This window comes from Bradyrhizobium tunisiense (assembly GCF_042263385.1).
Taxonomy (GTDB): domain Bacteria; phylum Pseudomonadota; class Alphaproteobacteria; order Rhizobiales; family Xanthobacteraceae; genus Bradyrhizobium; species Bradyrhizobium tunisiense.
In genome coordinates, this window is sequence record NZ_JBHLEV010000002.1 from 165,499 (window position 1) to 188,833 (window position 23,335).

General features: G+C 59.0%; 16 protein-coding genes. 15 read left to right on the top strand and 1 reads right to left on the bottom strand.

Going from position 1 to position 23,335, the window contains the following annotated elements; translation table 11 throughout:
• Positions 1–299 precede the first annotated feature (299 nt).
• From rfbC to ACFDR6_RS08185, 9 genes are all read left to right on the top strand, one after another.
• Positions 300–857: a dTDP-4-dehydrorhamnose 3,5-epimerase gene (gene rfbC, locus ACFDR6_RS08145; protein WP_317240039.1), complete on the top strand. Its 558-nt coding sequence runs from the start codon at positions 300–302 to the stop codon at positions 855–857.
• Positions 858–871: 14 nt separating this feature from the next.
• Positions 872–1,930 (top strand): dTDP-glucose 4,6-dehydratase, encoded by a 1,059-nt coding sequence (gene rfbB / locus ACFDR6_RS08150; RefSeq protein ID WP_317240038.1) that lies wholly within the window; start codon positions 872–874, stop codon positions 1,928–1,930.
• Positions 1,931–1,937: 7 nt separating this feature from the next.
• A complete protein-coding gene (rfbD, locus tag ACFDR6_RS08155) occupies positions 1,938–2,927 on the top strand; it encodes a dTDP-4-dehydrorhamnose reductase (protein WP_375858003.1) in 990 nt (329 codons plus the stop codon).
• On the top strand, positions 2,836–3,723 hold the full coding sequence (gene rfbA / locus ACFDR6_RS08160) for a glucose-1-phosphate thymidylyltransferase RfbA (protein WP_317240036.1): 888 nt from the start codon (positions 2,836–2,838) through the stop codon (positions 3,721–3,723). Before rfbD ends, rfbA begins: the two co-directional genes overlap by 92 nt.
• A 108-nt stretch (positions 3,724–3,831) precedes the next feature.
• Positions 3,832–10,740, top strand: coding sequence for a DUF4082 domain-containing protein (locus ACFDR6_RS08165; RefSeq protein ID WP_375858004.1), 6,909 nt, complete (start codon positions 3,832–3,834; stop codon positions 10,738–10,740).
• Between the two features lie 9 nt (positions 10,741–10,749).
• Complete coding sequence (locus ACFDR6_RS08170) at positions 10,750–11,070, top strand: hypothetical protein (protein WP_317240034.1); 321 nt, start codon at positions 10,750–10,752, stop codon at positions 11,068–11,070.
• Complete coding sequence (locus tag ACFDR6_RS08175) at positions 11,048–13,261, top strand: peptidase domain-containing ABC transporter (RefSeq protein WP_375858005.1); 2,214 nt, start codon at positions 11,048–11,050, stop codon at positions 13,259–13,261. Before ACFDR6_RS08170 ends, ACFDR6_RS08175 begins: the two co-directional genes overlap by 23 nt.
• A 104-nt stretch (positions 13,262–13,365) precedes the next feature.
• Positions 13,366–14,682: an HlyD family type I secretion periplasmic adaptor subunit gene (locus ACFDR6_RS08180; protein ID WP_317240032.1), complete on the top strand. Its 1,317-nt coding sequence runs from the start codon at positions 13,366–13,368 to the stop codon at positions 14,680–14,682.
• A gap of 24 nt (positions 14,683–14,706) precedes the next feature.
• Positions 14,707–15,879 carry a hypothetical protein gene (locus tag ACFDR6_RS08185; protein ID WP_375858006.1) on the top strand — a complete coding sequence of 391 codons (1,173 nt, stop codon included), beginning with the start codon at positions 14,707–14,709 and terminating at the stop codon, positions 15,877–15,879.
• 15 nt (positions 15,880–15,894) lie between these two features.
• Here ACFDR6_RS08185 and ACFDR6_RS08190 read toward each other — a convergent pair whose 3' ends face one another.
• The gene (locus ACFDR6_RS08190; protein WP_317240030.1) at positions 15,895–16,782 is read right to left on the bottom strand and encodes a glycosyltransferase family 2 protein; all 888 of its coding nucleotides are present in this window, start codon (positions 16,780–16,782) and stop codon (positions 15,895–15,897) included.
• A 181-nt stretch (positions 16,783–16,963) separates the two neighbouring features.
• Here ACFDR6_RS08190 and ACFDR6_RS08195 point away from each other — a divergent pair, with 181 nt between their 5' ends.
• From ACFDR6_RS08195 to ACFDR6_RS08220, 6 genes are read left to right on the top strand one after another with little or no spacing between them, the layout of a single operon-like run.
• Positions 16,964–17,758: a WecB/TagA/CpsF family glycosyltransferase gene (locus tag ACFDR6_RS08195; RefSeq protein ID WP_494516593.1), complete on the top strand. Its 795-nt coding sequence runs from the start codon at positions 16,964–16,966 to the stop codon at positions 17,756–17,758.
• A gap of 3 nt (positions 17,759–17,761) precedes the next feature.
• Entirely contained in the window at positions 17,762–18,886 is a 1,125-nt protein-coding gene (wecB, locus tag ACFDR6_RS08200) for a non-hydrolyzing UDP-N-acetylglucosamine 2-epimerase (RefSeq protein WP_317240028.1), read from the top strand.
• Positions 18,879–20,141, top strand: coding sequence for a UDP-N-acetyl-D-mannosamine dehydrogenase (wecC, locus tag ACFDR6_RS08205; protein WP_375858007.1), 1,263 nt, complete (start codon positions 18,879–18,881; stop codon positions 20,139–20,141). Before wecB ends, wecC begins: the two co-directional genes overlap by 8 nt.
• 37 nt (positions 20,142–20,178) lie before the next feature.
• Entirely contained in the window at positions 20,179–21,243 is a 1,065-nt protein-coding gene (locus ACFDR6_RS08210; RefSeq protein WP_375858008.1) for a Gfo/Idh/MocA family protein, read from the top strand.
• A 55-nt stretch (positions 21,244–21,298) separates the two neighbouring features.
• The gene (locus ACFDR6_RS08215; protein WP_375858009.1) at positions 21,299–22,774 is read left to right on the top strand and encodes an oligosaccharide flippase family protein; all 1,476 of its coding nucleotides are present in this window, start codon (positions 21,299–21,301) and stop codon (positions 22,772–22,774) included.
• A 33-nt stretch (positions 22,775–22,807) separates the two neighbouring features.
• A complete protein-coding gene (locus ACFDR6_RS08220; protein ID WP_375858010.1) occupies positions 22,808–23,320 on the top strand; it encodes an acyltransferase in 513 nt (170 codons plus the stop codon).
• The last annotated feature ends 15 nt before the right edge of the window (positions 23,321–23,335 follow it).

A 23,335-nucleotide genomic window follows, 5' to 3' on the forward strand; every position in this document is an offset into this window, starting at 1 on the left:
TAATGAGGCCTGCGGGAAGGCGAGATATTATATAGCTTGTAAAAATCCACTTGCCAAATTAAATAAATCATATATTAAATTGAACCGCGATGAAAATAGCGGCGTGCGGCTCAACTCAGGCATGTCTTAAAAGAATTCGAAGACATTTCCGTAGTTTGCGATTACCGCCCGGGCGGCTTCTTAAAAATAAGGCGAGCGTTTAGGCGTGGATTGAGGGGGCGGAAAATTAACTCCACCGGGGATTATGGTCCACCGCATCGAAGCCCGATCCGAATTGAGAGAGGGCAGGAGGGTACCCAATGTTGGAACTGCGATCCTTGGCGATCCCCGATGTCAAAGTCATTCGCCCAGATCGGTTTTCTGACGCCCGCGGTTACTTCTGCGAGACTTTTCAGCGATCGGCTTTTGCGGAGAAGGGAATTCTTCATGACTTCTCTCAGGATAATCAGTCCAGCTCGGATCGGGTCGGCACGGTGCGCGGCTTGCACTTCCAGCGCCCGCCCTTCGCGCAGGCGAAGTTGATACGGGTGTTGAGCGGAGCGATTCTCGATATTGCAGTTGACCTTCGGCGTTCATCGCCCAGCTACGGCAAGCACATCGCGATCCAACTGGATAGTGAGAGCGGTGATCAAGTCTTCATTCCGAAGGGATTCGCGCACGGTTTCTGTACGCTGCAGCCCAAGACCGTCGTCTTGTACAAGGTCGACCAGGTCTATGCCCCAAGTCATGACGGTGGCGTCTATTGGGCTGATCCAACGTTGGCGATCGAGTGGCCCGTGACGCCCTCGGAAGCCCAGGTGTCGCCAAGGGACCAGACCCTTCCTACGCTCAGCCAGCTCGGTTGCGTTTTCGACTAGTGGAGACGGGTAGAATGCGTATCTTGGTAACCGGCGGAGCGGGTTTTATCGGTTCTGCGGTCTGTCGCCGTTTGGTGCTACAGACGGGTGCTGCGGTGATCAACGTCGACAAGTTGACATACGCAGCCAACCTGGCGTCGCTCGCGAGCATCGAGCGACTGGAGACTTACGCATTCCTGCAGTCCGACATTTGCGATCGTGAGACCATGGATTTTGCGTTCGCCGACTATGAACCGGATGCGATCATACATCTGGCCGCCGAAAGCCACGTCGACCGCTCGATCAACGGGCCCGACGCCTTCGTCAATACCAATGTAGTTGGCACCTATACGCTGTTGGAGGCTGCCAGAGCCTACTACGAACGTCTGCCGTCTTCGAGGCGGAAGCAGTTCCGCTTCATCCACGTGTCGACTGACGAAGTCTACGGCTCGTTGGGTCCCGACGACTTGTTCCGCGAGGACACGCCCTATAAGCCGAGCTCCCCATATTCGGCGAGCAAGGCGGCCTCGGACCACCTCGCACTCGCGTGGTTTCGAACTTACGGCCTGCCGGTTATCGTATCGAACTGCTCGAACAATTACGGTCCGTATCAGTTTCCGGAGAAGCTTATCCCGCTGACGATCCTGAATGCCATCGACCGGAAGCCTCTGCCAGTCTATGGCAACGGCAGGAATATTCGAGACTGGCTTCACGTCGATGATCATGCCGCAGGCTTAGTATGCCTTCTGTACGAAGGAAGGCCTGGCGAGAAGTACAATTTCGGAGGAGATGCTCAGCGATCCAACCTGGAGGTCGTCACTCGGATTTGTGACGTTGTGGATCGATTGTCTCCGGGCGCCGGATCGAGACGTTCCCTCATTACGTTCGTACCGGATCGTCCGGGACATGATGCGCGCTATGCGATCGACGCATCGAAGGCACGTCGCGAACTCGGCTGGGAACCCAAGCGAACCTTCGAACAGGGCCTGGCCCAAACCGTCGGATGGTATCTCAAGAACCGCACATGGTGGGAACGTGCTCGCTGCGGCGTCTATGACGGCTCGCGGCTGGGTCTCCTGGCCGCCCAAAGCTGAGTTGAAGATGACAGATCGACCCATCCTCATCGCCGGACGCAATGGCCAGTTGGCAAGGTGTCTTCGTGAACTTGCCGCAATGCGCGGTCTGCTTGCGGTGACTCTCGGGCGCCCAGAGCTCGATATGGAGAACCGCGAAGGGATCGAGAAACTCATCGCGTCGATCGCGCCTTCCGCAATCATCAACACGGCCGCCTATACAGCGGTAGATCAGGCCGAATCCGAAAGAGCGAGGGCGTTCAGCATCAACCGCGATGGCGCGGCGGCGCTGGGAGATGTCGCGTGGCACATGAACATTCCGCTGATCCATCTGTCGACCGATTACGTGTTCGACGGTGCGAAGTCCGATGCCTACGACGAAACCGACATTCCGGCGCCGCTGAACGTCTACGGCGCATCCAAGCTTGCCGGTGAAGCTGCTGTATTGGCCGCGCACCCGCTTGCGACGGTGATCAGGTGCTCGTGGCTTTACAGTCCCTATGGCAGCAATTTCGTCCGGACGATGCTGCGGTTATGCGAGACGCGGCAAATTGTAAGGGTTGTCCGCGACCAATGTGGAAATCCGACCTACGCGTTCGACCTCGCGGAAGCCGTCCTCCGGATCGCACAACGGTCCGTAGCGGACGATCGCAGGGCCATCGCCGGCATCTTTCATCTCGCGGGTCAAGGCGAGGCAAGCTGGTACGATTTTGCAGAGGCGATCTTTCACGAGCGTTCCCGTCGTGGAGCGCGGATTCCGACGCTCGAGGCGATTACGACCGAGGAGTTTCCAACTGCTGCGCGTCGACCTCGGAACTCGCGCCTGGACTCATCCAAGGCCGAACGTGTGTTCGGGATTCGATTGGCACCTTGGCGCCAGTCACTGGAATCTTGTCTGGACCAGCTGGTCGGAGAAGGAGAAACCGATGCTGAAGGGAATCGTGCTGGCTGGCGGCAGCGGAACGCGGCTCTATCCGATAACGCGCGTGGTCAGCAAGCAGTTGCTCCCGATCTATGACAAGCCAATGATCTATTATCCCCTGTCGACGCTGATGTTGGCGGGGATCCGCGAAATTCTGATCATCACTACGCCTTCAGACCGGTGTCAGTTCGAGCGATTGCTGGGGGATGGTAGCCAGTGGGGCATCCGGCTCAGCTACGCGGAACAAGCCCGACCCGCCGGTCTCGCGGACGCGTTCATCGTGGGTGCGGATTTCATCGGAAACGATCGCGTGGCGATGGTGCTTGGAGACAATATTTTCTTCGGCGACGGCCTGAGCGAGTTGCTTGCCAGAGCGGCAGGACGTGAAGAAGGCGCAACAGTGTTTGCCTATCACGTACGCGACCCGGAGCGATATGGCGTCGTCGCGTTCGATGAGGCGGACCGCCCGGTGTCGATCGAGGAGAAACCCAGGCTGCCAGCTTCGAACTGGGCAATCACGGGATTGTACTTTTTCGACCACCGCGTTGTCCGCTACGCTCGTCGTGTCGAGCCATCTGCGCGCGGCGAGCTCGAGATTACTGATCTCCAGATGCGTTACCTTTCGGCCAACGAGCTCCACGTTGAGCGCATGGGACGGGGGTTTGCCTGGCTGGATACCGGCACGGTCGAATCACTCATCGATGCAGGGACGTTCGTGCAGACCCTTGAAAAGCGGCAGGGAATGAAGATTGCCTGTCTCGAGGAGGTCGCTTTCAGAATCGGCTTCATCAATCGCGATCAATTGCTCGCGCTGGCGCGCCCCTTGGAGAAGAGCGGCTACGGCAGATATTTAAACGAAATCGTGCGGCTGCCCCAATTCGCTTCGCGATAACACTACTCAGCGGGCAGGTTAAATTGCGTTATATGTTGCGCATTTAATTGACCGCGGGTCAAAATGGAATTAAAGAGTTGTTCTGTTATTTATTTAATCGGTACGGCTATGCTGGTTCAAAAAACGAGCGTCTTCGGCCGGGGAACTCGCTCCGTGCTTCCGGGGGAAGATATTTTCGCCCCTTGGCAGGAATCGACGTTCTTGAATGGATTCGCGGGCTTCGACCCGCATGGCCTCTGGGCTCCGTCGCTCGTTGATCACACGGTAAGCGGGATATCCACTCTGCCTTCTCTTGTCGGTGACGCCTCGTTCTTCGAACGGACGTCTCGGCCCGGCCCGGGTGATACGTCGGGCTTACGCGCCTTTGTGCCCCGTTTCTTCGCCGCAGCTTCCCGGTCGCGATTGTCTGCGCTGCTGTCCTCGACGTCTTTGACGAGCGGTCACAAAGGCCTGGCGCTCACGCTCCCGTCTGCGGCGAACGATGCGACGCCGACGTCACAACCGATTTCCACCCCTGGCGCCACTCACTGGGCCCATCCGACTGACGGAGGCTGGAATGTCGCACCGAACTGGAGCGCTGGCCTCCCGAGTATCAACGACTCTGCGTTCCTCGATGCCTCAGGAACGTATGTCGTCACGAGCTCGGCCCCTGTTGATATTGGGAGCCTGGTGCTCGACGCAGGTGCAACGCTTTCGTTGGATGGCGGCACGCCGTTTATCGTCGAAGGCAATGTTCTGAACAATGGGACGGTCGTCGTTGGAGCGTTCCTTGGCGATCGCATAGCGACCGCTGAGTTTAGGGGCGACGTCAGCGGCACTGGATCTTTCGAGATCGCTGACCAAGCGGTCCTGAAGATCGGAGGTTCTGTTTCCGGCCAGTTCTTGAATGGATCGTTCTCCGGCATAACCGTGTCGTTCGACGCGGATGTTGGCACGCTTGTCCTCGACCAGTCGGCCAACTTCCGCGGATTGATCGCAGGTCCATTCCCGGAAGCGCCGCTTTCCCCTGGGAATCTCATCGACCTGAAGGATCTACCCTTTACAACGTCGATGTCGGCGACCGTCCACTACGACAGCAGCTCGAACATCAGCGCGGTCGATTTCAGCAACGGTGCGGCCAACGTCTCCTTGCTGTTCTCGGGGATGGACTTGAACTGGAATTTCACGAGCAATGGGCAGGGGGGGACTATCGTCTCAGATCCACCCACGAATCCCACCGTATTGGAGAACCAGAAGCCGGGCACACCGAGGAGTGTCTGGGAGATCCAGCCGGGCGACAATTCGACCCTGACCCAGGGGTTTGCGACAGCAATCAGCACCAATGTCGGAAGTACGGTCCAATTCAAGATCAACAACCTGACCGGCAACCCGAACTATCGCGTCGATGTTTACCGGCTAGGCTATTACGGTGGCGATGGTGCCAGACTGGTTACGAGCCTGCAGCATCAGGCCGCCGCCGCGGTCGTCCAACCCGCTGCACTAAGGGAGGCGTCCACCGGTCTCGTCGATGCCGGCAACTGGAGCGTAACCGATTCCTGGAGCGTGCCAGCCGATGCGGCCTCGGGGGTCTACTTCGCCAACGTCATCAACGGCACCGAGATTTTCCAGATTCCGTTCATCATACGGAACGACGCTTCACACAGCGACATCGTCCTGCAGACAAGTGATCAGGATTGGCAAGCTTACAACGGTTGGGGAGGGGCCAACCTTTATTTCGGGAATGGCCCGGGCATCAATGGATCGGCCTACGCGGTCAGCTACAATCGTCCCCTCGTAACGCGTGACGGCACCGGAACCTTCTCCGAGGGAGGAGACTCCCCGTTCACGGCTGAGATTGCGGCCATCTATTGGCTCGAGCAGAACGGGTACGATGTCTCTTACATTTCTGGAATAGATGCTGCGACAAACGGCTCGTTATTGCTCAATCACAAGGTCTTCATGGACGCGGGGCATGACGAGTATTGGACCGAAGCCCAGCGCGCCAACGTAGAGGCGGCCGCGCACGCCGGCGTGAATCTTGCGTTTCTCACAGCCAACGAGATCTATTGGAAAACGAGATTGGTACCCAGCATCGATGGCAGCGGGACAGCCAATCGCACACTCATTAGCTACAAGGATACGCACGCAAATGCGCTGATTGATCCGTCAGGACAGGCGACCGGAAACTTCTCCGACCCGCGCTTCGGTGCTCCTCTTCCCTCGAATCAGCTGACCGGTACATTGTTCGCGGTCAACGCATTTCGGTACGACACGATCACGATACCTTACCCGATGACCCAGTTGCGCTTCTGGCGCAATACGGCCGTCGCGCAAACCTCATCGGGTCAGACTGCCTCGCTCGTACCCGGCCTGTTGGGCGTTGAGTGGGACATCGCGCCGGACAATGGATTCCGCCCTGCCGGGTTGGTCAGCGTCTCGTCCTCAACAATCAATGTAGATGGGAAGTACCTGCTTGACTATGGCAACACGTTCGGAGCAGGCACGGCGACCCACAATCTCGTTCTGCATCGGGATCCCGTCAGTGGCGCGCTGATCTTCTCGGCCGGTTCAATCAACTGGCCGTGGGCGCTTGCCAGCGACCACGACGGTCCTGAGACTCCTGTCGATCCCAACGTCCAGCAGGCGATGGTGAATCTTTTCGCCGACATGGGGGTTCAGCCGGCGGCCCTGCAAGCCAGCTTGACTGCCGCGATCCGGTCGACAGATGTCACGGCGCCGAGCTCCAGTATCACCAATCTTTCTGCTGCCAGCGTTGCCGAGGGGCAGTCCATCACGGTGACGGGGACGGCCACTGACGCGGGTGGAAAGATTGCCGGCGTCGAAATCTCCACGGACGGTGGAACGCGCTGGCATCCAGCCAACAGCAATGTCGGCGCGGCCAACGTGACGTGGTCATACTCGTTCAGCACAGGAGCTCAGGGGGCATATTCTCTGAAAACCCGGGCGGTCGACGACAGCCTGAACCTGGAAACACCCGGTGCGGGCACCAGCTACACGGTAACAGCATCTTCCGCCCTGACACTCTTCAGTCCGACCGCCACGCCAGCAGTGATCTCGAACAGCGATTCCGGCGCGGTTGAGCTTGGCGTCAAATTCGTGCCTACCGTATCGGGTAAGATCATAGGCATTCGTTTCTACAAGGGACCCGAGAATACGGGCACCCACATCGGTGATCTCTGGACATCGAACGGCGCGCTGCTTGCGAGAGCCACCTTTAGCAACGAAACCGCGAGCGGCTGGCAGCAGGTTGATTTTGCGACGCCTGTCAGTGTGCAGGCCGGCGTCACGTATGTCGCCTCGTATCACACGAACACCGGCCATTATTCCTCAACGGACTACTACTTCATCGACTATGACGGAATTACGAAAGGTGCGCTCACCGCGCCCGGTAGCAGCCTCAACGGCATCTATGCTTATGGCAGCAGCCCGGTCTTCCCCAGCAACACCTCCTTTATCAAGGCCGCGAATTACTGGGTCGACGTCGTTTTCAGCGATTCAGGCTTGACGTCGCCGCAAGCTCACGAAGACAGCGGCTTTACAGTTAGCCAAAATGGCGTGCTGAATATTCCGGCATCAACGCTGCTCGCGAACGACACCAACCCGTCGGGGTTGGCTTTCTCGATTACCAGCGTCGGTAACGCTGCCAATGGAAGCGTAAGCTACAATTCGCAGAGCCAGACGGTGACGTTTACTCCCACTCCCGGCTATGCCGGGGCGGCGAGTTTCAGGTATACGATCACGGACACGAGCGGCCAAAGCGGGTCCGGTCAGGTGTCGCTCAAGGTCAACTATCCGGTCTCTGCGCAGAGCCTGTTCGGCACCAATGATGCGCCAAGCGTACCCAATTCCGGCGATGCCAGCCCTGTCGAAGTTGGCGTCAAGTTCACCGCATCCGTGAGCGGAACGATAACGGGCCTGCGCTTCTACAAGGGATCGTCGAACACCGGAGCCCATGTTGCGAATTTCTGGAGCTCGACCGGCACTCTGCTTACAAGTGCTACATTCACGAACGAGACCGCCAGCGGCTGGCAGCAGGTCAATTTCTCCAATCCCGTGGCCATCACGGCAGGCACCACCTACGTCGCATCCTATCACACCAACGGCAACTATTCCGGTACCCAGAACTACTTCGTGACATCGCTTGCCAACGGCCAGTTGACGGCCCCGGCCGGTGCCAACGGCGTCTACAGCTACGGGTCCGGCAGTGTGTTCCCGACCAATACATTCAAGTCCTCGAACTACTGGGTCGACGTCGTCTTCAACGGCTCCTCCGCAGCCAGCGTGCCGCAAGCCAACGCCGACAGCGGCTTCACGGTTACCCAAAATGGTGTGCTGAACATCCAGGCATCAGCGCTGCTCGCGAACGATACCAACACGTCCGGGCTGGCTTTCTCGCTTACCAGCGTCGGTAATGCCGCCAATGGAAGCGCAAGCTACAATTCGCAGAACCAGACCGTGACGTTTACTCCCGCCGCCGGCTATGCCGGGGCGGCGAGCTTCAGCTACACGATCACGGACACGAGCGGTCAAAGCGGTTCGGGCCAGGTGTCGCTCAAGGTCAACTATCCGGCCTCTGCGCAGAGCCTGTTCGGCACCAATGATGCGCCAAACGTCCCCAATTCCGGCGATACCAGCCCTATCGAAGTCGGAGTCAAGTTTACCGCATCCATAAATGGGACAATCACCGGTCTACGCTTCTACAAGGGATCGTTGAACACCGGTTCCCATATTGCGAATCTCTGGAGCTCGACCGGAGCCCTGCTTGCAACTGCCACGTTCACGAACGAGACAGCCAGCGGCTGGCAGCAGGTCAATTTCTCCATTCCCGTGGCCATCACCGCAGGCACCACCTACGTCGCATCCTATCACACCAACGGCAATTATTCTGGCACCCAGAACTACTTCGCGACACCCCTTGCCAACGGCCAGTTGACGGCTCCGGCTGACGGCAACGGCGTCTATAGCTACGGCGCCGGAAGCGTATTCCCGACCAATACCTTCAAATCCTCCAACTATTGGGTCGACGTTGTCTTCAACGGTTCCTCCGCCACCACAAATACCCCGCCAACCGCGGTCGCGGACGTCGCTGATGCGACGGAAAAAGGGGGCGCAAACAACGCTACGGGCGGCACGGCGGCCACCGGTAACGTACTGACCAACGATACTGATCCCGATTCCGGTGATACCAAAACCGTTAGCGCAGTCAGATTCGGCTCGACCAACGGGACGCTCGATACACCTCTCACGGGTGCGCACGGCACCCTCTTGCTCGGTGCTTCGGGTGCTTTCACCTACACGGTGAACGAGAACGATGCAGCCGTGCAAGCCTTGCGGCAGTCGGCCAATACGGTGAGCGATGTCTTCAGCTATACGATGCGGGATGCTGCCGGTGTCGCATCGTCGAGCACGCTTACTGTCACCATTCATGGGGCCAACGATGCGCCCGTACTGGGGATCCAGACCGGCAACCAGGCCGTTACCGTTGACTCGGCGCTCTCGCTGACGTTGCCCGCCGGCACCTTCACCGACGTCGACGCCGGCGACTCGCTCACCTACAGCGCAACCTCTGGCGGTGCAGCCCTTCCCGCCTGGCTCACGTTCAATGCTCAGAGTCGTACCTTTAGCGGCACGCCGACGTCGGCGGATGTTGGTACGCTCAGCGTTACCGTCTCTGCTGCCGATCTGGGCAACCTCGCGAGCAGCGCGACATTCGATATCGCAGTTTCGCCAGTTCCTTCGACTGTGAGCCTGTTCTCCAGCACCGATACTCCGGCCATACGATCGGGTTCGGACACTTCCCAAATCAACCTCGGGGTGCAATTCGCGTCGTCCGTGGCCGGAACGATTACCGGAATCAAATACTACAAGAGCGCAAACGATTCCGGCACCCATACGGGCTCGTTGTGGAGCAGTACCGGCGAGCTGCTGGCGACCGCGACGTTCACGAACGAGAGCAGCAGTGGTTGGCAGACAGTCACGTTCAGCAATCCCGTGTCAATCACGGCCGGAACCACTTACGTCGCGAGCTATCACAGCAACGGCCATTACGCCTCCACCACCAGCTACTTCACATCCGCTCGCACCAATGGTCCGCTCACGGCTCCTGCGAACATTAATGGCCTCTACAGCTACGGAACAAGCAATCTGTTCCCGACCAGTACCTATAAGGCGAGCAATTACTGGGTGGATGTCGTGTTCAAGAGCTCGAGCGGCGGCCCCAACCAGTCACCGGTCGCAGCGAATGACAGCGGCTTCCACGCCACACAGAACGTTCCGTTCGGGATTCCGAGCTCAGCACTGCTTGCCAACGACTCCGATCCCAACGGTGATACGCTCACGATCACAGGCGCGAGCGGCGGTATGAATGGCGTCGCCAGCTACAACGCCCAAAGCAACATCGTGACGTTCACTCCGACGGCCGGCTACACGGGACCCGCGTCCTTCAACTATAGCATCTCCGACGGTCATGGTGGCATAGCGGATGCATCTGTTGCGCTTGATGTAAGCGCTGCGTCTTCGACGACGGTGCGCCTGTTCAGCGCAAGTCAGGAGCCCGCCATCGTGGCGGCCAATGATCCAAATTCAGTGGAACTAGGCGTCAAATTTCAGGCGTCTACCCCGGGCGATATTATCGGCATTCGCTTTTACAAGGGGCCTTCCAATACCGGCACGCACGTTGCAGATCTCTGGAGCGGTACCGGGACATTGCTGGCGACGGCGACCTTTACAAACGAAACGGCCGATGGCTGGCAGCAAGTCAATTTCGCCACACCTGTGACGATCATGCCGGGATCCACCTACGTCGCCTCCTATCACACCTCCGGGAATTACGCCGCCGATCCGGGCCTGCTGGCCAATGCGATCACCAACGGACCTCTGACCGCCCCATCTTCGGCATCGATCGGCGGCAACGGTGTGTTTGCGTACGGCACGGACAACCTGTTTCCAACCAACACCTACAACTCAACGAGCTATGGCGTTGACGTCGTTTTCAGGCCGCAGCTGGCAGCAGCATAGGAGAGCAAGATGCACGCCGAACTCTATACCGATGGAATCGAGGAAATTACCGTTAGCGGAACAATCGTCCGCGTCGACCTAGTCAGTCTTTCTCCGACAGAGCGTGATGCCAGCAATGCCCCCAAACGGGTGTTCTCTCAGCGGCTGATCTTTTCGGTCGAGTCCTTCGCCAATTCGGTGGATGTGATGCAGAAGGCGCTTCAGGGCCTGGTTGATGCGGGCGTGGTCCGGCGGAATCAGCCTGCCCAGTCGCATAATGGCGCTTCGGGGGCGCGTGATGCGCTCGCGCCCAACACACGGCCTTTGAATGTCTCTTCAAATTTCCGCTGAACTCGACGAGGCTGGCGGCGCGACGGACCAGGTCGCGGAGGCGTCCGGCTTGGCAACGCAGACGGCATTGGAATGCCTGTCGAAGATTTCCGGTCACCATGGCATCGATCTTCCGGTCGAACGCCTGAAGCACACCTACGCGGTGGCCGGCCCGCTTCCGTTGACTCTCCTACTGCGCATGGCGAAGGATGCAGGCCTGCGCGCGAGAAGCACGAGACTGGATTGGGGCGCGCTGATTCGTCTTGGAGAAGCCTATCCCGCGCTGGCTCGGCTCGCCAATGGCAACTGGATCGTCGTCCTTGGTGCAGGCCAGGGAACCGAGGGCATCGAGGTCGTCAGCGTCTTCGACCCGCTTGCCAATCGCAAGGACGAGGTGCTGGTCGTCGACCGGGACCGATTCTGTGCTCAGTGGGCCGGTGAAACGGTCCTGATCAAGCGCGAACAGTTGGCACAGGATGCACGGAGGAATTTCGGCCTCCGCTGGTTTTTGCCGGAGCTGCTTCGCCAGTGGCGACTGTTCAGGGATGTCGCGATCGCCGCGATCATGCTCTATGCGTTGGGCCTCGTCGTCCCGATCTTCTTCCAGCTCGTGATCGACAAGGTTCTGGTTCACGAGAGCTTCACCACGCTCTACGTGCTCGCGGCAGGGGCGGCCGCAGCGCTCGTCTTCGATGCGATGTTCGGCTTTCTGCGGCGTTACCTGCTGCTCTATGCGACCAACAAGGTCGATATTCGCGTTGCGACAAAGACGTTCGGTCATCTCCTCGGGCTTCCGGTCACGTTTTTCGAGCATATGGCCGCGGGAGTCTTGGTCAAGCACATGCAGCAGGCAGCCCGTATTCGCGAATTTCTGACCGGGCGACTGTTCTTGACCACTCTCGATGCGCTTTCGCTGTTCGTCTTCCTGCCGGTACTTGCTCTCTACAGCGTCAAATTGACTCTTATCGTTCTGGCCTTCACTGCCGCGAGCGGTGCTGTTGTCGGGCTGCTCATGGGTCCTTTCCGGCGGCGTCTTTACGACCTTTACCAGGCGGAAGGCGCGCGGCAGGCTCTTCTCGTCGAAACGGTTCACGGCATGCGCACGGTGAAGTCGCTGGGGATGGAGCCCCTGCAGGGGCGCATCTGGGATAGCCGCTGCGCGCAATCGGTGACCATGCGGTTCGGTGTCGAGAAGATTTCCGCAGGCGCCCAGGCGCTCACCGGATTCCTCGAGAAGATCATGACACTCGGAATCATCTCCGTCGGAGCAATCGACGTCTTCGCGGGAGAAATGACAATCGGCGCGCTGGTCGCCTTCAACATGTTGGCCGGGAGAGTTTCCGGACCGCTGGTCCAACTCGTGACCATGGTCCACGAATACCAGGAGGTTGCTCTTGCGGTGAAAATGCTCGGTGAGGTGATGAACCAGAAGCCCGAGCGTGATGGCAGGAAAGATGGGCTGCGGCCTGACCTCGCCGGCAAGATCGAGTTCGAGAGTGTTTCGTTTCGTTACGGAGCTGAAGGCGCGCCGGCGCTTGATGATGTCTCCTTCACCATCGAGCCAGGTTCGATCTTCGGGGTCGTGGGCCGGAGCGGCTCCGGCAAGACGACGCTCACAAGGCTGATCTCGGGGATGTATCCGGTGCAGCAGGGGCTGCTGCGTATCGACGGATATGATTCAAGGGAGCTCGACCTGACACACCTGCGCCGACACCTCGGAATCGTCCTGCAGGACAATTTCCTGTTCCGCGGGACGGTCCGCGACAACATTGCCTGCGTGAAACGTGACGCGACCTTTGCCGAGGTTGTCGCTGCGGCGCAGCTCGCAGGCGCCGACGAGTTCATCGAGCGGTTGCCGCGTGGCTTCGACACCATGCTGGAGGAAGACGCTGCCAACCTCTCCGGTGGACAGAAGCAGCGGCTCGCGATTGCGAGGGCTCTGATCGTCAATCCACGGATCCTGATTCTCGACGAAGCGACGAGCGCTCTCGATTCCGAAAGCGAGATGATCATCAGGCGCAATCTCCGTCGGTTGGCAGCAGGACGTACCGTCATCATCGTCTCGCACCGGCTGTCGATGCTGACCGAAGCAAGCCGGATCCTCGTCATGGACCGCGGCCGGATCATTGACGTGGATCGCCACGATCACCTCCTGTCGAAATGCACGATCTACAGGCATTTGTGGAACCAACAGATGAAGCAAGTTGCATGAAGCAGACGAGGCAATCACGCGCGGATGCAAGTCCGGACGGACTGGTCGTGGCCAGGACGGTCGAGCGGCGCCGAAAGGTCAGGCCGGGCCCGAGGCCAGCGCGATTGATCGCAGAGTTCCAGTCCGATGCAGCCGAGGTGGAGCAGCAAGCGCCGCCGCGGCTGGCGCGTCTCACTCTCTACGGCGTACTTGCACTGATCGTCTTTGCAGTGACCTGGGCATCGGTTTCGCAAGTGGAGATGATCGTCACGGCGCAAGGCAAACTAACCACGACACGTCCGAACTTGGTCGTGCAGCCCCTGGAAACATCGGTCATCCGCGAAATCCACGTGAAGGCCGGTGATCGTGTCAACCGCGGCTACGTTCTGGCGACCCTCGATCCAACCTTCTCGCAAGCGGATTTCGACCAGTTGCGCGGCAGAGTGGCCGGATTAGATGCCTCGATCGATCGCCTGGGCGCCGAACTGGATGGGACCGAGTATGCGGTCAAGGAGCTCACGAATGCGGACCAGATCCTGCAGGGCAAGGTGTTTCTGCAGAGGAGAGCCGCTTATCAGGCGCAGATCCAGAACTACGACACACAGATCGCTTCCGCCCAAGCCAATCTCAAGACAGCGAAGGATGAAGAGGGGGTCCTTCTTCAGCGGCTCGACACCATGCGCGCGATAGAAGCCATGCGCAGCACGCTGATGGACAAGGAGGTCGGCTCGAGGTTGAACTTCCTGCTGTCTCGTGATGCGCGGCTCGAGATTGAGAGCAATTTGGCACGCGTTCGCGGCAGTATCGCCGACAGTGCGCATCGGCTGGAGAAAGCCCGTGCTGACCAGAAGGTCTTTGCCGAGGAATTCCGCCGCACGACCTACCAGGAACTGGCGGAGACGGTGCCGAAGCGGAATAGCGCAGCTGAGGAATTGAAGAAGGCCGAGCTTCGACGACAGTTGATCGTCCTGCAAGCGCCCGCAGACGCCGTGGTGTTGGAGATCGCAAATCGCACAGTGGGCTCGGTCGTTCGCGAAGCGGAAACGCTGTTCGTCCTAGTCCCGCGCGACGTGCCGCTGCAGGCGGAGGTCAAAGTCGAGGGGCGTGATATCGGCCAGGTGGCGCTTGGACAAGCGGTCCGCATCAAGTTCGAAGCATTTCCTTTCCAGAAGTATGGAACTGCGACGGGAGAAGTCCGCGTCGTCAGTCAGGACACGTTCTCGCCGGATCCGAAGGCCGAAGGTGCGGGCCACGCGCCAGCTCCCTATTACCGCGTACTGGTCGATTTGTTGGACACGCACCTTCGGCTGCCGCCCGAGCGCATTCAACTGATTCCAGGCATGGCGGTTACGGCCGAACTGAAAGTCGGCAAGCGCACCGTGATTTCCTACTTCCTCTATCCGTTGCTACGCGGATTGGATGAAAGCATTCGAGAATACTAACCCGGCTTGGAATGGCGGTTCACCATGATGATTAGTCCGAACTTTGAAGTGAAGCTCGTGGTGCCTACGGCGGCGAGTACGCTCTCGCAAAATGCACCATTGGTGAATTACGCGCTCAACGGGCTAGAGCGTTGTTGGCTACCTGAACACCGGCGGTGGTCGCATATCTACCATCTCGATGGACGTCAGTCGCCAAACGAGTCGATACCAAGCAGCGACGTATTCTATACCCTCAACGTTCTTCTCGGCATGTCGCGCGTTGCCGAAGTTCCAAGTGGCATTGATATTCCCGAGATATTCCGTCGCAACGCTCTGCAACTCACGCAGCTTCCGGTAAGGAAGTATGCCTTCGGCATGGCGCTATGGAGCGCCGCCGAACTTGGTCTCGAAATACCGGACCCGGTCAAATGCGAGCTGAGAGCCATTCTTTCCGATGAGGGCCGGTGGAAGAGCTTCCGGGCGCAGGATCTTGGCATGCTGCTCACCGGAGTCGTGGCCCAGGCGAGGGCAGGCGAGAACGAGTGGTGGCGCTACGCCATGCCGCTTTATCGCCTTTTGAAGGAGCGCTTCCACAGCGAATCGGGATTGTTCTTCGATGCACCGTTTGGCCTTCGTCGCCGGTTCTCGTCGTTTGCGACGCAGACCTACCTCTCGATCGCCTGTTATCAGTATGGCGAGTTTTCCGGCGACGCGTCCGCGCTTGTCATGGCCGATACTTGCGTTCGTAATCTGATAATGCTCCAAGGCCCGCAAGGTGAATGGCCTTGGTTTTTCGACGCGCTGAGCGGCCGCGTCATTGATTTCTACGAAGTCTATTCGGTCCATCAGTATGGAATGGCCCCGGCGCTGCTGGAATGGGCCGAGCGCTTTGGGCAGAGGCAATCGCGGGACGCCCTGGTCAAGGGGTTCAACTGGGCCCTTGGCCACAATCAACTGGGGCGGGCCATGCTCGTTCCCGAACTGAACCTGACTGTCCGCTCGCAGGTTCGCAAGGGTGAATCGAGGACAAAGGCGCCGCGGGTGTTGCGCGCATTCAAGAACGCCTGGCTCGGAAACAAGGGGCGGCTGATCGACGCTGCGAATGTGGAAGTTCGGCTTGAATGCCGCAGCTACGAGCTGGGTTGGATCCTGTGGTCATTCGGGCGACGTACTGATCTGCCGGAGTTGACACACAATTGTGCCTTTGATGGCGTCTGACGAAATTCCGTTTCGCTAACGGTTCCAGGCGACCGCCCGTCGACCTCGCAAGTGCGAGAGCATGGTCACGGCGCGGTGCGTCCGGACAGCACACAACACGGCAATTGCTTTGAGGCGGACGCCGGTGCCATGTAGGCGGTCGCTGGTCAGCACAGTCACTGCGTTTGGCGCGAGTGATGCGAAGACGAGCAACGCTTGCGCGATCCAGCGCAATTGCCAGACAGGTTTACCTTCCGCCATGTTGCGATAGTGTGCGATGTGTCGGTCCCACTTGGTGTAGAGCTCCTGGAGAGAGCCGCGAGCCGGATGGAACACGATCATTTCTGGGATGTATCGAAATCGAAGTCCTGCGCGTAGCGCGCGCTGCCCCCATTCCATATCTTCGGCTACGTCAATGCCGGCAAAGGGACCGACGCGATCGAAGTCGCGGCGGAACAACGCCATATTGCCAGTACCGGAATAACCGTGCCGCTCGATATAGAGCTTGAAGCGATACGCGAAGACGCTCTCGTAGGCCGCGATGGCGTCAAGCTCCGTATTCTGCGGCCGCCAAATGCGAACGTCGCCCCCGAGAACCGTGCCGGCTGGCGATGAGTAGGACCATGCCATCACGCTGCTCAGCCAATCCGGATGAGCTCTACAATCGGCGTCGATGAAGGCGAGGATCTCGCCTTTGGCGGCGGCGACGCCTGCATTTCGCGCCGGGCCAGGGCCCGGATGCAGTTCGTGCTGCAGTCGTACACCAGGATGACGCGCAACGACGTCGAGTGGGGGCGTTGCCGAACCGTTGTCCACCACGACGATCTCGAACGCGTCCCGAGTCAGGGTCTGTGCGTCCAGGCTGCGTAAACAGGCTTCCAGCGCGTCGGTGTGATTAAGATGGGGAATGATGACCGAAATCATCAATTAATTCCTCCATTTAAGTTGGCGTTGATTGTTGCTGGCGCGTTTGCGTAGAGGCCTTGTTTTTGCCGCGCATTTCGATTCATTTAAACCTTGCAATTAAATATCTGCTGCGTATTATCTCTATAATAATGTTAAATGCAAATTTAAACCGGACTCGGATTTTTTGGAGTAGGTTCCAATGCGCGCCTCATTTCTGGGATGTCCCGTCGACCTGCTGACGATGGCCGAGACCGTCGATCTCGCGCGCGGCGCTATGCGCAGCCGCCGGCGGCTGCAACATGTGGCGCTGAACGTCGCCAAGTTCATCAATATGAGATCCGATCCCATACTGGCGGCCGATGTCGCCAACAGCGACGTTGTCGGCCTCGACGGCATGGGGATCGTCTGGGGCGCTCGAGCGCTGGGCCTTCCGGCGACGTCACGGGTTGCTGGTGTGGATCTCCTTTCCGAGTTGCTCGCGGTATGTGCGCAGGACGGCTTCAAGCCCTACTTCCTTGGCGCTACTCCCGTCGTATTGAACCAGGCGATGCAGGTTGCGCGCGAGAAACATCCTTCACTTGTCTTCGCAGGCTGGCGCGATGGCTACTTCAAGCGCGAGCAGGAGGGTGACGTCGTACGCGACATCCGATCCAGCGCGGCCGATTGTCTCTTCATCGGCATGCCGACGCCTCGAAAAGAGCGCTTTCTCGCCGCCCACCGCGATGATCTCGGCGTGCCTTTCATCATGGGCGTGGGTGGTTCATTCGACATTCTGGCAGGCACGGTTCGGCGCGCGCCGGTCCAGATTCAGAAGCTCGGCCTCGAATGGCTCTACCGCATCTATCAGGAGCCTGGGCGGATGTGGTGGCGTTACGCCACGACCAATACGCTGTTTGCGGGCGTCCTGGCGCAAGCTCTCATCAGGCAGGCGCTTCGGCATCCGCTTGCTCCGCCTGGCCCTCTTCCGCCTGGTACGAGCCGGATCGGAGGTTGAGGCGTGCGGAAGCATTTTTTTATCCTTCTGGGAACCCGGCCGGAAGCAATCAAGCTCTTTCCGGTCATCAACCGGCTCAAGGCCGAGCAGAGCAAGGACCTCTCCGTAACAGTCTGTGCGACGGCGCAGCATCGGCACTTGCTTGATCAAGTCCTTAAGCTGGCCAAAGTGGTCCCGGATTTTGATCTGAACGTGATGACGACCAATCAGACTCTGGATCACCTGACCGCCCGGCTGCTCGGACAAGTCGGCGAACTCCTCGAAAAGCTGAAGCCCACCAGGGTCATTGTCCAAGGCGACACGGCAACCGCCATGGCGGGTGCGCTGGCATCCTATTATCATCGTATACCGGTCTCGCACATCGAGGCTGGACTGCGCAGCGGCGACATCTACGCCCCGTGGCCCGAGGAGGTGAACCGCAAGATCGTCGGCTCGATCGCCGATCAGCATTTCGCCCCCACAGAGCGCGCTGCGCAAGCGCTGCGTTCCGAAAACGTCTCGAATGACCGCATTCACGTTACCGGAAACACGGTAGTGGATGCTCTCATTCTCGCGAAAGCCATGGTCGAATCCGACCCAGGACTCTCGTGCCGATGGGACGGCATCAAGCAGCGTTACGGCAATCGGCGCATCATCCTGGTGACTTGCCATCGCAGGGAAAACTTCGGCGGCGGGGTTACCAATATCGTGAACGCACTGGAGACGATCCTGCGGCGTGAGGACGTTGCCGTGGTGCTTCCCGTTCATCCAAATCCGAATGTTCGTGATCTGTTTGCGTCGCGATTGTCGGACCACCCGCGAGTCGCCCTCATCTCCCCTCAGGAGTACACGGACTTCGTGAGCTTGCTATCGTTGTCCTACCTGGTCCTGACAGATTCAGGCGGAGTACAGGAGGAGGCCCCAACTTTCGGGAAGCCCGTCCTGGTGATGCGCGAGACCACCGAGCGTCCCGAGGGAGTAGAGGCGGGCACAGCGCGCCTGGTCGGTGCAAACTATGACAGGATCGTTGCGGAGACTTTTCGTCTCCTCGACGACGACGAGACTTATGCTGCCATGGCGCGCTCGCACAACCCGTTTGGTGACGGGCACGCGAGTGAGCGGATCGTGAAGGTTCTTCTCGATGCCTGAATTCCAAAAGATCGATGTCATTGGACTTGGTTATATCGGGCTGCCGACCGCGGCGCTAATTGCGAGCCGAGGGCTGCAGGTCGTCGGGATCGATACCAACGAACGCATAGTCGACACCGTCGCGTCCGGAAAAATCCATATCGCCGAGCCAGATCTGGATGGTCTTGTTTCCAAAGTCGTGTCGAGCGGTGCGCTCACGACGTCGAGAAAGCCGCGGCCGGCGGACGTGTTCATCATCGCGGTGCCGACCCCGATCGATCACGATAACCATCCAGACTTGTCAAGCGTGAATGCCGCCGTCGACAGTATCATCGATCTTCTGGTGCCCGGCAATCTTGTCATTCTTGAATCGACCTCGCCGATTGGGACGACCGAAGCCATCGCAAGTCGAATCGTTGGACGCCGGCCGGAGTTGCACATAGGCGTCAACGACAAGGAGGACGGAGCGGTCTACGTCGCATACTGTCCCGAACGCGTGTTGCCGGGTCGGATCTTGACCGAGCTTATCAACAATGACAGGTGCATCGGCGGGATTACGCCAACCTGCACGCGGCGTGCTCAACGCTTCTACAAGATGTTCGTTCGCGGAGCTTGCGTCGGTACTACCGCACGAGCGGCCGAGTTGGTCAAGCTGACGGAGAACGCCTTCCGCGACACCAACATCGCTTTCGCCAACGAGCTTTCGATGATTTGTGACCGGTTCGACATCAACGTCTGGGAAGTAATCGACATCGCCAACCGCCACCCTCGCGTGAACGTGTTGCGACCGGGACCGGGTGTAGGCGGGCACTGCATTGCGGTCGATCCCTGGTTCATCATCGACTCGGCCCCCGACCTGGCGCGCGTGATGCGCACCAGCCGCGACGTAAACAACACCAAGACCCACAAGGTCATCGAGCGCGCAGAGGCGCTGATCGACGATCATCCCTACGCGAACGTTGCTTGTTGTGGATTGACGTTCAAGGCCAATGTCGACGACTTGCGTGAAAGCCCGGCGATGGAGATAGCCACGCATCTCGCGGCGAAATACGGCGAGCGGATCAAGGTTGTTGAACCGAATTTGCGCCGTTTGCCTCCTCAACTGGCCGACTATCGCGTCGCATTCGTGAACATCGACGAAGCCATGCGCAGTTGCGAGATTGCGATTCTGCTCGTCGATCATGATGAATTCAAAATGGTGCCATTGGCAGAGCGGCGACACCTCGACGTCATCGATACGCGAGGCATATGGCAGGATATGCCTGCGCGAACCTAACGTACCGTATCGCAATTCCGAATCGATCGAGGTCAGTATGCGAGATAGTCAGCTTGGAATCGGGGTCGTGGGATACGGCTATTGGGGTCCCAATCTCGTCCGCAATTTTTCGAGCAATTCCGCCGCTGGTGTCGTCAGCGTCAGCGACCTCGATCCAGGCAGGCTGGCGGCCATTGGGCAGCTGTACCCGGGGGTAGCGACTACCACGCGATATGAGGATCTGCTAACGGACGCCTCGATCGACGCAATCGCCATCGCGACGCCGGTGCACACACATTACGAGCTGGCAATGGCTGCGTTGAGAGCTGGCAAGCACGTGTTGGTCGAGAAGCCCCTGGCGCCGAGCTCGGAGCTGGTGTCACGCTTGATTGACGAGGCGGAGCGGCGCGGATTGACGCTGATGGTCGATCACACCTTTCTCTACACGCCGGCGGTTCAGAAGATTCGGGAGCTATTGCTGAAGAAGGAGCTCGGAGACATCTACTATTACGACAGCATACGCTCCAGTCTCGGGCTGTTTCAAAAAGACGTAAATGTGATCTGGGACTTGGCCGTGCACGATATCTCCATCATCGATCATATCCTCGATGAGGAGCCGATCGCGGTTTCGGCGACGGGGTCGTGCCATGTTGTCGGTTCGCCGGAAAACATGGCCCACATCACGCTGTTCTTTGGCAACTCATGCGTGGCCCACGTCAGCGTCAACTGGCTCTCGCCTGTCAAGGTGCGACAGACGTTCATTGGCGGCAGCAAGAAGATGATCGTCTATGACGATCTCGAGCCGACCGAAAAGGTGAAGGTCTACGACAAGGGAATTACACTCGACAGGCCCCCCGAGAGCGCGCATCAATTTCGGATCGGGTATCGCGCGGGCGACATGTGGGCACCGCATATCTCGCCTAAAGAAGCGTTGCAAACAGAGGTCGAGCATTTCGTTGATTGCGTGCGCTCCGGGCGACAGCCGGTCTCGAGCGGCAGGTCTGGGCTTCGCGTGATCGAGGTGCTCGAGGCGGCCTCGCGATCGATCACCGAACAGGGCAGACCAGTCGAGATCAGGCCGTCGCCGCGCCGCCTGCCGGAGCTGGCCCGGGCTACGGCGTAGTTGGCCGTTTGATCGCGTGGCCATTCGCCAGCCGAGATGCCGTGACGGAGCCGCGATGAATTCAGTGCAGCGTTCTGTCTTGTTCTCTGCGGTCGACCGCTATGCGGGTCTTGTGCTGTTCTTCTTCTCGACCGCGGTGCTTTCGCGACTGTTGACGCCGGGCGAGTTTGGGATTTTTGCGGTGGTCAACGCGCTCACCGCCGTGATCGCGGCAGCTTTCCAGGAGTTTGGAGGAGCGAATTACCTGCTTCAGAAGCATGAGCTGTCGCGCGTGACTATTCGTACGGCGTTCACTATCAGTTGCGCGATCTCACTGGCAGTCGCGCTGAGCCTGCTAGCCGCGGCCGATATCGTATCGCAACTCTTTGGCCAGGACAGCATAAGGCGAGGTATCGAAGTTTCTGCGCTGAACCTGCTCCTTCTACCCGTCTCGGGAACGTTGGCCGCCTTGTTTCGCCGCGACATGTTGTTCGGGACACTCGCCCTCTGCAATCTTGCAAGCAACATGACGATCGCGCTGGTTTCGATTGGTCTTGCGGTACTGAATTTCAGCTACATGGCCCCGGTCTGGGGTAGTGTGGCAGGGAGCGTGATCCTCACGACCATGCTGCTGATCTCGTATCGGGATTTCAGCGTGCTGCGTCCTTCACTGTTCGAATACCGAGACGTCCTCAAATTCGGTCTCTATTCGAGCGGCGTCGGCGCCATCAACATCTTGTACAACCTTGCACCCCAGCTCTTTCTTGCAAAGATTCTAGATTTCACGGCCGTTGGTCTCTATAGCCGAGCCATAAACCTAACCCAGGTATTCGACAGGCTCGTCACGCAGGTGCTGAACCCGATCATCATGCCGGCAATCGTCGAGAGGCGTGCAGCCGGGGCAGATCTGAAGGGCGTATATCTGGACGCGGTCCAACTGCTTTCCGCCGTGCAGTGGCCATTTCTCGCGTTCGTCGCGATTATGGCAAGGCCACTTGTCGCGATCTGGCTTGGTGAAGCCTGGCTTGATGTTGTTCCGCTGGTGCGCATTCTCTGCGTTGCAAATCTCGCGCTGTTTGCGGCATGTCTGACGTATCCCGTATTCCTGGCGGTCGGACGCGTGCAGGACGCGCTGACCTCGTCCTTCATCTCGCTGCCACCGTCGTTACTTGCTCTCCTGGGTGCGTCCTTTTTTGGCGTCGAGGCAGTCGCGGCTTGCGCATTGCTGACGCTGCCATTTCAGGCGGCAGTGGCGATATACTATCTCAGTCGGCACCTGGCACTGCGGCCGGGCGAGTTTGGCCGTGCCCTTCTGAAGAGTGGTGTCGTTGCCGTGGCGACCGCATCGGGCGCAGCCACATGGGCCGTTTTGATCGAAGCAGGGGCTGTCAATGTCATTGTAGGCCTCGGGTCGGCATTTGTGTTCGCCGCGTTGTGCTGGTGGTTGGGTCTTATGGTAACAGGGCATCCTCTGCTGCAGCACCTACGTCAAACGGCAACGGGTCTTGCCAGGATGGCGCCCAGGCTGCTCCATTCACGTTCGGCGCTATGAAGGTTTACTTGACTGTAGAGACGGGGAACTGACATGCCGATAAAGGACACCCAGCTTGGCCGCGATGTCCGCATCCTGCATCCGGATCTGGTCAACCTGTATGGTTGCGCCGTTGGTGATGAGAGCAGAATTGGAACTTTCGTCGAGATCCAAGCGGGGGCAAAGATTGGTGATCGATGCAAGATATCGTCGCATAGCTTCATCTGCGAGGGCGTCACGATCGAGGACGAAGTGTTCGTCGGTCACGGCGTGATGTTCACGAACGACAAATATCCAAAGGCGACAACCGCGGGTGGTCGCCCTCAGCAAGCCTCGGACTGGGCGCTGCAACGCACTCATGTCGGTAGAGGGGCTTCGATCGGCTCGAACGCTACGATTCTGTGCGGCGTCACGATCGGTGCGGGTGCATGCGTAGGCGCGGGTGCGGTGGTGACAAAGGACATTCCGCCGGGGGCCACTGTCGCCGGCGTGCCCGCTCGGATTCTGCCCGCGCCTGAGAACATGGTCCGGAACGCTCGGAGCTCAGCAAAGGAGCTTCAGAAATAGCATTAGCATTAATAT